The organism is Nakamurella sp. (assembly GCF_044224575.1).
Lineage (GTDB): Bacteria > Actinomycetota > Actinomycetes > Mycobacteriales > Nakamurellaceae > Nakamurella.
In genome coordinates, this window is record NZ_JBGAKE010000001.1 from 197305 (window position 1) to 211569 (window position 14265).

The window sequence follows — 14265 nt, forward strand, 5'->3', positions numbered from 1 at the left end:
TTGATCCGCGCAAGGTTCCACACGCCGATCGGTGACACAAAGGCATCATCTATGTGTTCGATAAATATGTCTTGACGAGCACTGATTCCTGGACCGGAGTAGTTGCTTCGGCTACAATCGAACACATGTCGAGTACCGAGCAGGCCGTCGCGTTGATCGCGACACTGGCCGCGCTCGACACCGCCGGCACCAACCCCGAACTCATCGACGAGATCACCGCCCTGGAACAACTTAAGACCGCGATCAGTGCCCGGCAGGCCCGGCTCACCGACACGTTCGCGGTGTCCCAACGCGCGGAACTGACCGCGGCGGGCGTCAAACCGGTCGACGCCCGCCGATCCGTGTGCGCGCAGATCGCGCTGGCCCGCCGGGACAGCCCGCACAAGGGCAACCGGCACGTCGGCCTCGCCCACACCCTGGTCCATGAGATGCCGCAGGTGCTGCACGTCCTGGAACGCGGCGATGCCAGCGAATGGCGGGCCACCCTCATCGCCCGGGAAACCGCCCACCTCAGCGTCGAGCACCGCGCCCGGATCGACGCGGCGATCGCCGACCAGTTGCCCGGGTGGAGCGATCAGCACACCGCGCACCAGGCCCGCGGCTGGGCGCACCGCCTCGACCCGCAGGGCGCCGCCGACCGCGCCAGTAAGGCGGTCACCGACCGGCGGGTCACCATCCGCCCCGCCCCCGACTGCATGACCTACCTGACCGCACTGCTCCCGATGAAGGAAGGTGTCGGCGTCTACGGGGTGCTGCACCGGGCCGCGATGACCGCGCACTGCGACCCCGATGACCACCGCAGCAAAGGCCAGGTCATGGCCGACGAGTTGGTGAAGCGGACGATGACTCCCGGCGCCGGGGAGCCCGAACACCCCGCCGTGGAACTGCATCTGGTGATGACGGACCGGGCCCTGGCCGACCGGGACGACGAACCCGCCCACCTCATCGGCCACGGACCCGTCCCCGCCCCCATCGCCCGTGACCTGCTCACCGCAGACGAACGCACCCGGGTGTGGGTGCGGCGGCTGTTCACCGACCCCGGCACCGGGGACCTGCTCGCCACCGACGCCCGCCGCCGCGACTTCCCACCCGCCGCCCGCCAGTTCCTCGCCGCCCGCGACCAGATCTGCCGCACCCCCTGGTGTGGCGCCCCCATCCGCGAGGCCGACCACGCCGTCGCGGTCAGCAAGGGCGGACCCACCGACCTGCGCAACGGCAACGGCCGCTGCACCAACTGCAACCTGGTCAAAGACCTGGACGGTTGGACCACCCGCGTCGACGACACCGGCGTCATCACCACCACCACACCCACCGGACACACCCACCACGGCCGGCCACCGAACCCACCCAAATCAGCACCCTGGGAACCCCGGCCCCGGATCCGCCGCCCCGACGGCACCGGGGAACCTGCACCGCGGATCGAGATCCACTGGCCCGGGGAGATGCTCCGCAGTCGGCAGTGACTTCAGTGACGTACCGGGGTCAGCCGGACGTGCTCGTCGCGGCCGCGGACCCGGATCCGGACGGGAAGGCGTCCGGGCCGACAGAGTTGTCGGCGAGCAGACCCAGACCCTTGGTGCCGTCGGTGGACATGATCCGCAGGTACTTCGTTCCGCCCGCGGACGTGATGGTGTAGGTGGTCTCGCCCTGCAGCACCGCGGACATCGTTTGCTCCAGCGTGTCGCTGGCCCCCACGCATGCCATCAGCGTCTGTCGCAGCGCCCCGAAGGTGATGGTGTCGTCGCCGATCTGCGCCGGACCCCCGCCGCCGTTGCACGAATCGTTGAAGGCCACCTCCCCGCCCTTGAACCGCATCCAGGCGGTGAGCGACGGGTCGACCGCCGCCGTGGTGTTCGCCTGATTGGTGATCGTGATCGTGTCGGAGACCTTCCAGCCGGTCGACTGCAGCGCCTCGGCACCGCTGGGCGCCGGCCCGAACACGACGGTGTCGGTGCCGTTGGTCAGGGTGAGGGTGTCCCCGGTCAGGGTGTAGGTGGGGCTGGAGCCAAGGAAAGTACCCAGCCAGGTGTCCTGATCGCCCAGATCACCCAGGCAGGCCATCATCGTCGACGCCAACTGCGGGGCGGTCAGCTTGCCGCCGACCAACGTGTACCGACCGACCATCGTGTTGCACCCGGCGTTGGCCGACAGCGAGCCACCCTCGAAGGCGATGGTGATCGTCGAGTCCGGCACCTGGGTGTGACTGCCCGTTACCTCGGACGCGACAAACGTCTTGCCGTCCAGCTCACTGCGCGTGGTGCGGCCCGATTCCGACGCGGACGCTGAGGCCGAAGCCGACGCGGCCGGCGATGGGGAGGCCGAGGTCGTCCCTCCACTGCCCGCGGTCCCGCTCGATCCGCAGGCCGTCAGGCCGACGAGCAGGACGCCCGCGCCCAGCATCCCGAACACTCCGCGCATCCGCGCACCCGTCACCATCGAGAACCGCCTCTCGGAACCATCTTGTCGGCCCGAATCATCACAGAACAGGATGCGAACCATCGACCAGACAAGGCTCCACAAGGTCTCGATCCGGTACCGATTGCCTACGCTGGTCTGATGTCATCACGGCGCAACAAAGATCCGAAGACGCGATCACACTCGGCCACGAGCGCCACCGAACGACCGAGCGTCGTATCTCCGGAATTCGAAGCGGTGGCCAACGGGCGCAGCACGGACCTCGATCTAAGACGGTTCTCTCATGAGAGCATCGAGGAACTCCCCGAGGGGATTCGGCTGCTGACCGGTCTGCGCACGCTGAGGCTCGACTCGTACAAGATCAGGTCCCTTCCCAGCTGGCTCCGAGAGCTACCTAACCTGCAGCTGATCGACACTGGCGACAGCATCCTCGAGCACGTACCAGTGTTGCCGAAGGTTCGCTGGGGCGTCAGCGCAGACACTCTAGTACAATGTCCGGAGATCGACCCGTTGTCTGTCGACTCTGTTTCAGTTTCGGGGTTGACGACCCCCACGGCTATCGGTTGGTTGGGGAGCGCGGCCCGCGACAGTTCGCTCAGGCTACGTCAACTGTCCGTCAGGAGGCGCATTCGAGTCGGGGATGACATGAGTCACCCGGACGAACATTGGAAGACCAAACTTGGCGCACTCAGAGAAGTCATCGACCTCATTCTTGAGTACCAAATCGACATATCGTCTTTCATCCTGTTCGGATGCCCAGTCGGCGTCCCGACGGGTCTCCGAGGTCTTAAACATCTTAGAAGGTTGATACTGCTGGGTGCATTCCCAGTCGACATTCCCGCATGGCTATTCGACCTTCCCGCCCTGGAGGCCCTCTACCTTAACTACAATGGCCTGTCCAGCCTTCCAGCAAACGTCGGACAAGCTCCTCGCCTAAGAATCCTATCATTGCGACAGAATCCATTCACCGAAGTACCGACTGACGTTTGGAAAGCACCACTATTGGAGGTACTAGATGTCTCCGAATGTCCTATTGCCAGGATACCTGCTGACATCCTGCGTTCAGACCGGCTGCGAGAATTAAGACTCGGTCCTGGTGGCCACAGGTACAGTTCTCTACCCGATCAGCTTATCGTGCCGCCACCTGAAGTCGCGGCCCGGGGACTGAACGCGATCCGCCGGTACTGGCGTCAAGAGCAAGAAGTTGGGGTGGACTACCTCACGGAAGCCAAACTGCTGATCGTCGGTGAACCCGGCGCCGGAAAGACCACGCTAGCTCGAAAGATCCTGGACCCAAATTACATGTTGGACGTTGAGGAGAAATCAACGGAAGGCATCGACGTCAATACCTGGCAATTTCCGACAACGGTCTTGAATGCCCTGGAGCCGAGGTTCCCCCGCGACTTCCGAGTGAATGTTTGGGATTTCGGCGGACAGGAGATTTATCATGCGACGCATCAGTTCTTTCTGACCCGGCGCTCTGTGTATGCGTTGGTTACGGACGAGCGTAAGGAAGACACTGACTTCGAGTATTGGCTGGAGATCGTCAACCTCCTCAGCGGCGCCAGCCCGCTGGTCATCGTCCAGAACCAGAAGCAGGGCCGCGCGCATGGAGTGGACCTCGGAACACTGCGGCACCTCTACCCAAACCTTGTCGGCGCCGTGCCACTCAATCTTGCTGACCCGACGAACCCCGGCTTGGCTGAGGCCGTGTCGATTATTCGCCGGGAACTCGAGCGGCTGCCTCATGTCGGTACTGCGCTGCCGAGAACCTGGCGGAAGGTCAGACTAGCCTTAGAGAATGACCCTAGGGACCACATCACCGCGGACGAGTTCTTTTCAGTATGTTCGGCAAACGAATTCACCCGCACCGAGGACATGGAACAACTCGGTGGGTATCTGCACGACCTAGGAATCTGCCTGTTCTTTCAAGATGACCCAGTCCTGCGCAAGACCGTCATACTCAAACCCGAATGGGGCACCGACGCCGTCTACCGCGTTCTGGATGACCCGCAGGTGGCAGCGTCGCTCGGCGAATTTAACCTAGTCGACCTTCTAAGGATCTGGAGTTCGCCGGCCCATTCGTCGATGCGCCACGAACTGCTACAACTGATGGTACGTTTTGCACTCTGTTTCCAGGTTCCAGGCACAAACACCTTCGTCGCGCCCCAACTGCTTTCACCCAGCCGACCCATATACGATTGGCCAGAGAAGGACGATCTGGCCATCAGCTATGAGTACGAAGTTATGCCCAAAGGGATCGTCCGACGGCTAATCGTAGCCCTGCACGATCACATTCGACCGGGCAACCACGTTTGGCGCAACGGGGTGGTGCTGGAATACTTGGGCACCTCGGCTGAGGTGGTCGAGGATTACCGACGCCGCGCTCTTCGGCTGCGCTTGAAGGGTCCGGATCCCCGCGTCCTCCTTGGCATTATCGACCAGAATCTTTCGGTCATCCACAGGTCCTTTCCCGGTCTCAAGTTCGAAACATTTCGTCCTTGTGACTGCGACGGATGTTCGAGCGCGTCGGAACCAACAAAGTTCTCAGTCCGTGATCTCAGAGATTTTGCCCGAACGGGACATGGAATTCAATGCCGGATCAGTAGAGAGCTTAGGGACCCGAACCTTCTTCTCCGCGTACTGCAGCTCGACGAGAGGATCAATCACCAATCACGGTTCGCGTCTGGTCAGATTGAAAGTGCCGCGAGCAAACCTGCGGTCTTCATCTCCTATAAGTGGGGCGGCGCGAGTGAGGAACTCGCCGTCGAGATCCAGCGGGTCCTGTCCCAACGCGGCTTCACTGTCATCCGGGACAAGCACGAGCTGCGGTACAAGGACTCGGTCAGCCGGTTCATGCGTGAGATCGGTGCTGGCCGGGCGGTCGTGGTCATCCTTGGGTCGGAATACCTGAAATCGAGGAACTGCATGTTCGAACTCACCGAGATCGCCGCACGACCGGAATTCGCCGATCGAATTTTTCCTGTGGTGCTGGACGATGCCGATATCTTCGACGCGGTAAGTCGCGTCGAATACGTCAAGCATTGGGAACAGCAGATCAAACGACTGAAGACGGCAATGAAAGGCGTCGGCGCAGAGAATCTCCATGGAATCCGCGAGGACCTAGACCTGTATGAGCGGATAAGGAACACCATTGCGGGTCTTACCGACACGATCGCGAACATGAACACGCTCACTCCACGGGACCACCGCGGGACTGAATTCGATCAGCTCTACGCCAGCGTCGAGGTCGCACTTATGCGTTGAGCCCTGTCACACCGCGCCGAACTGCCGATCCCCGGCATCCCCGAGACCCGGGACGATGTAGCCGATCTCGTTGAGCCGTTCGTCCACCGACGCGGTCACCACCCGCACCGGCAGGTTCGCCGCGGCCAGCGTGACCAACCCCTCGGGGGCGGCCAGCGCGCAGATGGCGGTCACGTCGGTGGCCCCGCGGCCGGTGAGCAGCTCGATCGTGTGCACCATCGATCCGCCGGTTGCCAGCATCGGATCGAGCACGTACACGGGGCGGTCGGCCAGTGATTCGGGTAGCGACTCCATGTACGGCGTCGGCTCCAACGTCTCCTCGTCCCGGGCCAGCCCGACGAACCCCATCTGCGACTCCGGGATCAGGGCGTGGGCCTGGTCGGCCATGCCCAGCCCGGCCCGCAGCACCGGCACCAGCAGCGGTGGGTTGGCCAGCCGGATCGCCAGCGTCGGCGACATGGGCGTCTGGATGGGTTCTAACCGGATGGTCAGATTGCGCGACGCCTCGTAGATCAGCATCAGGGTCAGCTCACGCAGCGCGGCCCGGAAGGCGGTGTTGTCGGTCGTCTTGTCCCGCATGGTGGACAGCCGGGCGGCGGCCAGCGGGTGATCGACGATGGTGACGTCGAGGTTCTCGGGGATGCGGGGCGTCCGGGCTGCGGTCACGGTCAAACCGTATCCGGTCCGGTCGAACCCACCCGGCCCTAGGATGGCGCCATGTCAGCGACGACCGGGCCGACGACCGGGGTGACGACGCACGGGTTGCCCGCTCACCTGGCCGACGTGACGCGCGACGATTCGTCGTTGCGCCGGTTCCTGCACGGACTGCCCGGGGTCGACCCGGTCGGTGTCGAGGCCCGCGCCGCCACACTGGCCACCCGGTCGATCAAGAAGTCGAGCAAGGTGGCCGGGATCGACCTGGCCATCTCCATGGTCGACCTGACCACCCTGGAGGGCGCGGACACCCCCGGCAAGGTCCGGGCGCTGGCCGCCAAGGGCCGCCGACCAGACCCGGACGACCCGCACACCCCGTCGGTCGCCGCCCTGTGCATCTACCCGGACATGGTGGCCACGGCCGTGCAGGCGCTGGCCGGCACGTCGATCGGCATCGCCTCGGTGGCCACCGCCTTTCCCACCGGACGGACGTCCATGGCGGTCCGGCTGGCCGACGTCGCGGTCGCCGTGGACGCCGGCGCCACCGAGATCGACATGGTGATCGACCGGGGGGCGTTCCTGGCCGGCCGGTACGCCGCCGTGTTCGAGGAGATCGTCGCGGTGAAGCAGGCCTGCGGCGATGCCCGGCTCAAGGTGATCCTGGAGACCGGCGAGCTGGCCACCTATGACAACGTCCGCCGGGCGTCATGGCTGGGACTGCTGGCCGGCGGGGACTTCATCAAGACGTCCACCGGCAAGATCGCGCCGGCCGCCACGCTGCCGGTCACCCACGTCATGCTGCAGGCGGTCCGTGACTGGTACGACCAGACCGGCGAGCGACGGGCAGTGAAGCCGGCCGGCGGCATCCGCACCAGCAAGGACGCGCTGCGCTACCTGGTCGCCGTGAACGAGGTCGCCGGCCCGGAGTGGTTGGACCCGTTCTATTTCCGCTTCGGCGCGTCCAGCCTGCTCAACGACCTGCTGCTGCAACGGCGCACGCACCGGCTGGGTCACTACTCGGGCGCCGACTACGTCACCGTCGACTGAGAACGGACTGATATGGCACACCTGGACTGGGCGTACGACCCGGCGCCGGAATCGGCGGCGATCGGTCGGCTGCGGGAGCGGTATCAGATGTTCGTCGGTGGGCGGTTTCTCGACGGCCGGGGCGATGACGTCAAGACGGTCAACCCGGCCACCGAGGAGGCCCTGGCGTCGGTGAGCACCGCGTCGACGGCCGACATCGACAACGCGGTGCGCGCCGCCCGCGCGGCGTACGAGGGGCCGTGGTCCCGGCTCACCGCGGCGCAGCGCGGCACCTACCTGTTCCGGATCGCCCGCGGCATCGCCGAACGGTCCCGCGAACTGGCCGTCGTCGAAACCCTCGACAACGGCAAGCCGATCAAGGAGTCTCGCGACGTCGACGTGCCGACCGCGTCCGCGCACTTCTTCCACCACGCCGGCTGGGCCGACAAGCTGACCCACGCCGGCTACGGCCCGGCCGTCCGGCCGCTCGGCGTGGCCGGTCAGGTGATCCCGTGGAACTTCCCGCTGCTGATGGCCGCGTGGAAGATCGCGCCGGCGCTGGCCGCCGGGAACACCGTCGTCATCAAACCCGCCGAGACCACCCCGTTGTCGATCCTGGTACTGGCCGAGATCATCGCCGACGCCGACCTGCCGCCGGGCGTGGTCAACATCGTCACCGGGGCCGGCGACATCGGCGCCGCGCTGGTGAACCATCCCGGCATCGACAAGGTCGCGTTCACCGGGTCGACCGAGGTCGGCAAGCAGATCCAGGCGTCACTGGCCGGCACCGGACGAAAGCTGACCCTGGAGCTGGGCGGCAAGGCCGCCAACATCATCTTCGACGACGCCCCGATCGACCAGGCCGTCGAGGGCATCGTCAACGGCATCTTCTTCAACCAGGGCCACGTGTGTTGTGCGGGATCCCGCCTGCTGGTGCAGGAATCGGTGGCCGACGAGGTGATCGCCAAACTGCAGGCCCGCATCTCGACCCTGCGGGTCGGCGACCCGATGGACAAGAACACCGACGTCGGCGCGATCAACTCGGCCGGCCAACTGTCCACGATCCGCGCTCTGACGGCGGCCGGCGACGACGAGGGTGCGGTCCGCTGGACCTCGCCCTGCCCGCTGCCCGACCGCGGCTTCTTCTTCGCGCCAACGGTCTTCACCAACGTCTCGCAATCGATGCGGATCGCCCGGGAGGAGATCTTCGGACCGGTGCTGTCGGTGTTGACGTTCCGCACCCCCGACGAGGCGATCGTCAAGGCCAACAACACGCCCTACGGGCTCTCTGCCGGAGTGTGGACCGAGAAGGGTTCACGGATCCTGGGCATGGCCGGGGCGCTGCGGGCCGGGGTGGTGTGGGCCAACACCTTCAACCGGTTCGACCCGACCGCGGCGTTCGGTGGGTACAAGGAGTCCGGGTTCGGCCGGGAGGGCGGGCGGGCCGGGCTGGCCGCCTACCTCGACACCGACGACGAGCCGCGCGCGATCGGGCCGGTCGACCCGTCCGCCGCCGACGCGATTCTCGGCGCCGCACTGGACGAGGCGGTGTCGGACCTGCTCGCACCGCTGGCCGAGTCCCCCGGCCCGGTGCCGGCCGGGCCCGATTCCGGGCGGGTCGCCGTGACCAAGACGTACAAGCTGTTCGTCGGCGGGAAGTTCCCGCGCTCCGAATCCGGCCGCACCTACCCGGCGTCCGGCGGTCCCGGCGGGTCGATCACTGCCAACGTCGCGCAGGGCTCGCGTAAGGACGCCCGGGACGCCGTCGTCGCTGCCCGGAAGGCCTTCGGCGGCTGGTCGAAGGCGACCGCGTACAACCGCGGGCAGGTGCTCTACCGGGTCGCGGAGATCATGGAGGGCCGGCGCGCCCAGTTCGTCGACCTGCTCGGCGGGCGCGCGGAGGACAACGGCACGGTGGACGCGGCGATCGACCGGTGGGTGCACTACGCCGGCTGGACCGACAAGCTGGCCCAGGTCTTCGGCAGCGCGAATCCGGTGGCCGGGCCGTTCTTCTCGTTCTCCACCCCGGAGCCGACCGGTGTCGTCGTCGCCGTCGCGCCGGCCGACGACCCGCTGCTCGGGCTGATCTCGGTGCTCGCGCCGATCATCACCTCCGGCAACAGCTGCGTGCTGCTCGCGTCCTCGGCGGCGCCGCTGGCCGCGGTGACCTTGGCCGAGGTGCTGGCCACCTCGGACGTCCCCAGTGGGGTGGTCAACATCCTCACCGGCGACCCGCTGGAGATGGCGCCGCATCTGGCATCGCACGCCGACGTCAACGCGCTCGATCTGACGGGCGTCGAGCCCGCGGCCCGGCCGGCGTTGGAGAAGGCGGCGGCCGGCACCGTCAAGCGGGTCTACTCCCCCGGCCCCCAGGATTTCCGGCGGCCGCCCGGCACCGCCCGGCTGCGCGCCTTCCTGGAGATCAAGACCGTCTGGCACCCGACCGGCGCGGTTTCGCTGGCGGGTGGCGGCGCCTACTGACTCCTACTCGTACCGCTCCGAGTCAGTAACCTCGGCGGGGTGACCATCGTCCCGGTACCGGCGAAGGACGACGATCGCGGCAGCAAGGCCGTCGCGCGGCTGCAAGGCACCGCCACCACGGGGATGAGCACCGACGAGATCCTCGCGCTGACCCGCGCCTGACCCGGCCAACACCCCTGGTGGACACCAGCGCGCTCTTCGACGTCGCCACCGCGCCCCTGCGACCTTGATCACTTGCGGTCCACCGCGGGTCATGCGCTGCCTACCATGGAAGGGTTACCTAACTTCTACCTGGAGTGCCGCATGACACCGCCCCTTCGCGTCGCCATCGTCGGCGCCGGTCCGGCCGGCATCTACGCCGCCGATATCCTGACCACCAAGGGCGATCATCGTCGCGCTGCACCGCGTGCTGGAGAACGAGCGGATCCGATTCATCGGGAACGTGCACGTCGGTGTCGACATCAAGGTCGACGAACTGCGGCACCACTACGACGCCGTCATCTTCGCGACCGGCGCCGAGCGGGACCGGTCGTTGCGCATCCCCGGCGAGGACCTGGCGCGTTCGTACGGTGCGGCCGACTTCGTCGCGTTCTACGACTCGCACCCGGACCGCGAGCAGGCCTGGGACCTGTCGCAGCAGCGGTCGGTCGCGGTCATCGGGGTCGGCAATGTCGGCCTGGACGTGGCCCGGATGCTGGCCCGCACCGCCGACGAGCTGCTGGCCACCGACATCCCGCCGCACGTTCACGCGGTGCTGGCAGACTCGACGATCACCGACGTGCACATGTTCGCCCGGCGGGGTCCCGCGCAGGCCAAGTTCACCCCGGTGGAGCTGCGCGAGCTGGACCACTCGCCGAACGTGCAGGTGGTCGTCGCCCCCGAGGGCATGGAGTTCGACACGGAGTCCGAGGCGGCGCTGGGCCGCAGCAAGTCGCTGCGGATGGTGGTCGACGTGCTGTCCGACTGGGCCATGCGCGACCCGAGGCCGGGCCCGCACCGCCGCATCCACCTGCACTTCCTGGAGAACCCGGTCGAGATCCTCGGAGCGGACGGCACCGATGGCGGGGTGACCGGCCTGCGCACCGAGCGTCAGGAATTGACCGGCGACGGCAGCGTCCGCGGCACCGGCGAGTTCACCGACTGGGACGTGCAGGCGGTGTACCGGGCGGTCGGCTACCGGTCCGAGGCGATCGAGGACCTGCCGTTCGACCCCTTCCGCCTGGTGCTGCCCAACGCCGGCGGTCGGCTGCTCGACCTGGACGGCGAGCAGATCCCGGGCCTGTACGCGACCGGCTGGGTCAAACGCGGGCCGGTCGGCCTGATCGGGCACACCAAGTCCGACGCCGCCGAGACCATCGCGAACCTGTTGGCCGACGCGCCGGAGCTGACCCCGGCGCCGCATCGCGGCCCGGCCGACATCGACTCACTGCTGGCCGGCAAGGGTTTGCCGGTCACCGACTTCGCCGGCTGGGATCGCCTCGACGCGCACGAGCTGGGCGCCGGCGCGCCGGCCGGCCGGGGCCGGGTCAAGGTGACCTCCCGGGCGGAGATGACCCGGATCGCCGCCCGCGGCTGACGGATCCGCCTCCCGAAAGTTGATCATGGCGTTCTCTGCACGACACGCCGGCGACACGCCGAGCGGGTGACAGAGAACGCCATGATCAACGTCTGGGGCGGGGCGGCGCGGGCGCGGTGCGGGGCGGCCAAGGGTGACCAGGATCAGCGCGGACGTCCGGCTGTACCCGGCGGACACCGCGTAGGTCAGCATGAAGGTGGCCAGCAGGGACTGGATGAACAGCGGGGCAAGCCCGCCGACGATGGCCTCCAGGGTCTGCCGCGGGTAATCTACCGGCCGGAGCTGATCGAGCAGGCTCTGCCGGCCGTGCTCGCCGCCGCCGAGTTGGGGCAGGCGTCGGCCGAGGGCGCCCAGAACTGACCGAGCACTGATCCACCGGTCGGCGGACGGCTATCCGCCACGGCCCAGCGCGGTCAGCACCGCCAGCACGCGCCGGTGCTCCTGCCCGGTCGACTCGATGCCCAGCTTGCTGAAGATGTGCCCGACGTGCGTCTCCACCGTCTTGTCCGACAGCACCAGCGCCTGGGCGATCGCCAGATTCGACCGGCCCTGCGCCATCAGCCCCAGCACGTCCCGTTCCCGGTCGGTGAGCCGGTCGAGCGTGCGGTCCCGCCGGCCCCGAGCGACCAGCCGGGCGACGACGTCGGGGTCGATCACCGATCCGCCCGACGCCACCCGGCCGACCGCCGCGGTGAACTCGGCGACGTCGGCGATCCGGTCCTTCAGCAGGTAGCCGAAGCCGGCGGGGTCGTCGCCGAGCAGCTCGAACAGTGTCTCGGTCTCCACGTGCTGGGACAGCACCAGCACCCCGACGCCCGGGTGGTCGCGGCGGATGTGTCGGGCCGCCCGCAGACCCTCCGTGGTCTGCGTCGGCGGCATCCGGATGTCGGTGATCGCCAGGTCGGGTCGCAGCTCGGCGACCAGGGTGAGCAACCGGTCGGCGTCGCCGGCCACCCCCACCACCTCCATACCGGCGTGCTCCAGCACGTGGGTCAGTCCCGCCCGGAGCAGCGCGGAGTCCTCGGCGAGCACCGCCCGGGTCCGGCCCCCGCTCACCGGTCAACCTCCGTCGGTGCGGTGACGGCCCCGGAGTCGGCTACCGGCAGGCGGGCCCGCACCGCGGTTCCGGCCCCGGTCGGGCTACGCACCTCCAGGCGACCACCGGCGGCCGCGACCCTGTCGGCCAGACCGCCCAGCCCCGATCCCGCCCGGACGACCGCCCCGCCGGGACCGTCGTCGGCAATCTCGATGTCGAGCGTGGCGGCGCCCTGGCCGATCGTGACCGTGGCCGCCGCGCCGGGCGCATGCTTGCTGACGTTGGCCAGTGCCTCGGCGACCAGGAAGTAGGCCGTGATCTCGACCGACGCCGGGTAGCGGCCGGGGGGCACCGCCGCGACCGTCACCGGGACCGGGCTGCGTTCGGCCAGCGCGCGGATGCCGCCGGCCAGACCGCTTTCGGTCAACACCGCGGGATGGATGCCGCGGGCCAGATCACGCAACTCGGCCAGCGCGGCGGCCGCCTCGCCGGCTGCCGTGTCGAGCAGCTCCCGGGTCGGCGCGTCGTCGTCCGGAAGGCCGGCCCGGGCCAGGCCGACCGCCAGACTCAGGGTGACCAGCCGTTGCTGGGCACCGTCGTGCAGGTCACGTTCAAGCTTGCGCCGGGCCGCGTCCGCGGCCTGCACGATGCGGGCCCGGGACTCCCGGACCTCGGCCAGCTGGGCCCCGATCTCCGCCCGCATCCGGGCGTGGTCCAACGCGAGTCGAGCGGCAGCCACCACCATCTCGAGCAGCTCGGGCTCGTCGGCCAGGTGCGCGTCCACCACCATCACCCAGTCCGCGCGGGTGTCCAGCCGGACCGCGGTGCGCCCGGGCGGCAACCGGCCGGGGTCGACGTCGACCCCGGTGACGTCCCGGTAGCCGGCCCGGTCGCCGTCCCGGTCGCCGTCCCGGAGGGCGAGCCGGATCTCGTTGTCGCCGACGGCGCTGCGGAGGGCATCCTGGAGCGCCGCCGGGGTGGGCCCCGGATCGAGGCCCACCAGCGCCTGTCCCACGGCGGCGCGGGCGACTGCGGCCCGGCGCAGCTCGACCCATTGGGCGACGGGAGCGGACAGCAGGAGCAGCGGCGCCACGGCGTAGGCGAGTTCATCCGGCAGGTCGGGCTCGAATCGCGCGGTGAGGTCGACGACCACGCTGTACGCCGCGATGGGCACGGCCACCAGCAGCAGCCGGTTCATCGACGTGCGGCGGTATCCCTCCGATGTCCGCCAATGCCACCCGATCACCCCGACCACGGCGATCGTGAACAGCTGGCTGATGAAGATCGAGACGCCGTCGATCCGGGCGATCGCCTCCGGGTCGGCGTCGACCAGCAGCGGATTCTCCGGACAGGTAGCGCAGCCCTCGGCCTGGTGATCGCGGAAGAGCAGCAGGAGCACGTTGTGGCCGACGTTGTACGTGTAGATCGCGACCACCAGGGCCGCCTCGAAGCGCGATCGCAGTTGCCCGGACGGCCAGGCCAGGCCCAGATGGGCGAGGGCGGCCTGGTACGCACTCACGGTGGCCAGACCGACCGCGAACGACCAGGTCTCGTGCAGGTAGCCGACCGATCGCAGCAGGTAGAGGTAGCCAACGACGCTGAACAGCAATCCGATCCGGCGGTCCGGATGCTCGGCCGTCGACAGGTGGCCCACGATCAGGTAGGCGGCGGCGACCACGCACGACGACAGCACGAACAGCGTCGGGTCACCGAACGGATCGGGCCAGCCGCCGAAGTACGCGGAATACAGGATGAAGATCAGTGCGGCGCTCGCGCCGACGATCCCGACCAGCCGTCGCCGGGTGGACAC

The 14265-nt window shown here is 68.0% G+C and carries 10 protein-coding genes and 2 pseudogenes; 8 read left to right on the forward strand and 4 right to left on the reverse strand.

What is annotated here, in order from left to right; translation table 11 throughout:
* Positions 1-125 precede the first annotated feature (125 nt).
* Positions 126-1463 carry a DUF222 domain-containing protein gene (locus ACILSK_RS00910; RefSeq protein ID WP_395725225.1) on the forward strand — a complete coding sequence of 446 codons (1338 nt, stop codon included), beginning with the start codon at positions 126-128 and terminating at the stop codon, positions 1461-1463.
* A 19-nt stretch (positions 1464-1482) separates the two neighbouring features.
* Here ACILSK_RS00910 and ACILSK_RS00915 read toward each other — a convergent pair whose 3' ends face one another.
* A complete protein-coding gene (locus tag ACILSK_RS00915; RefSeq protein ID WP_395725226.1) occupies positions 1483-2418 on the reverse strand; it encodes an META domain-containing protein in 936 nt (311 codons plus the stop codon).
* A 138-nt stretch (positions 2419-2556) separates the two neighbouring features.
* On the opposite strand from ACILSK_RS00915, the gene ACILSK_RS00920 reads away from it, so the two are divergent.
* Positions 2557-5682 (forward strand): COR domain-containing protein, encoded by a 3126-nt coding sequence (locus tag ACILSK_RS00920; RefSeq protein ID WP_395725227.1) that lies wholly within the window; start codon positions 2557-2559, stop codon positions 5680-5682.
* Positions 5683-5688: 6 nt separating this feature from the next.
* Here ACILSK_RS00920 and upp read toward each other — a convergent pair whose 3' ends face one another.
* Entirely contained in the window at positions 5689-6348 is a 660-nt protein-coding gene (gene upp, locus ACILSK_RS00925; RefSeq protein ID WP_395725228.1) for a uracil phosphoribosyltransferase, read from the reverse strand.
* A gap of 51 nt (positions 6349-6399) precedes the next feature.
* On the opposite strand from upp, the gene deoC reads away from it, so the two are divergent.
* The 6 genes and pseudogenes from deoC (at position 6400) to ACILSK_RS00955 (ending at position 11779) form a co-directional block, all read left to right on the forward strand.
* Positions 6400-7383, forward strand: a complete 984-nt coding sequence (gene deoC, locus ACILSK_RS00930) for a deoxyribose-phosphate aldolase (RefSeq protein WP_395725229.1) — start codon at positions 6400-6402, stop codon at positions 7381-7383.
* A 12-nt stretch (positions 7384-7395) separates the two neighbouring features.
* Positions 7396-8829: pseudogene (locus ACILSK_RS00935) on the forward strand (aldehyde dehydrogenase family protein); the annotation flags it as partial.
* Between the two features lie 156 nt (positions 8830-8985).
* The gene (locus ACILSK_RS00940) at positions 8986-9843 is read left to right on the forward strand and encodes an aldehyde dehydrogenase family protein (RefSeq protein ID WP_395725477.1); all 858 of its coding nucleotides are present in this window, start codon (positions 8986-8988) and stop codon (positions 9841-9843) included.
* Positions 9844-9882: 39 nt separating this feature from the next.
* Positions 9883-10005: a hypothetical protein gene (locus tag ACILSK_RS00945; RefSeq protein ID WP_395725230.1), complete on the forward strand. Its 123-nt coding sequence runs from the start codon at positions 9883-9885 to the stop codon at positions 10003-10005.
* A 141-nt stretch (positions 10006-10146) separates the two neighbouring features.
* A pseudogene (locus ACILSK_RS00950) lies at positions 10147-11419 on the forward strand (FAD-dependent oxidoreductase).
* A gap of 66 nt (positions 11420-11485) precedes the next feature.
* Positions 11486-11779, forward strand: a complete 294-nt coding sequence (locus tag ACILSK_RS00955; protein ID WP_395725231.1) for a hypothetical protein — start codon at positions 11486-11488, stop codon at positions 11777-11779.
* Between the two features lie 30 nt (positions 11780-11809).
* Here the strand turns inward: ACILSK_RS00955 and ACILSK_RS00960 are convergent, their stop codons facing one another.
* Positions 11810-12475, reverse strand: coding sequence for a LuxR C-terminal-related transcriptional regulator (locus tag ACILSK_RS00960; protein WP_395725232.1), 666 nt, complete (start codon positions 12473-12475; stop codon positions 11810-11812).
* Positions 12472-14265 carry a sensor histidine kinase gene (locus tag ACILSK_RS00965; protein WP_395725233.1) on the reverse strand — a complete coding sequence of 598 codons (1794 nt, stop codon included), beginning with the start codon at positions 14263-14265 and terminating at the stop codon, positions 12472-12474. Before ACILSK_RS00965 ends, ACILSK_RS00960 begins: the two co-directional genes overlap by 4 nt.

Coding starts and splice junctions, on each gene's coding strand:
- ACILSK_RS00910 (WP_395725225.1), top strand. CDS start 126: ATGTCGAGTACCGAGCAGGCCGTCGCGTTGATCGCGACACTGGCCGCG.
- ACILSK_RS00915 (WP_395725226.1), bottom strand. CDS start 2,418: ATGCGCGGAGTGTTCGGGATGCTGGGCGCGGGCGTCCTGCTCGTCGGC.
- ACILSK_RS00920 (WP_395725227.1), top strand. CDS start 2,557: ATGTCATCACGGCGCAACAAAGATCCGAAGACGCGATCACACTCGGCC.
- deoC (WP_395725229.1), top strand. CDS start 6,400: ATGTCAGCGACGACCGGGCCGACGACCGGGGTGACGACGCACGGGTTG.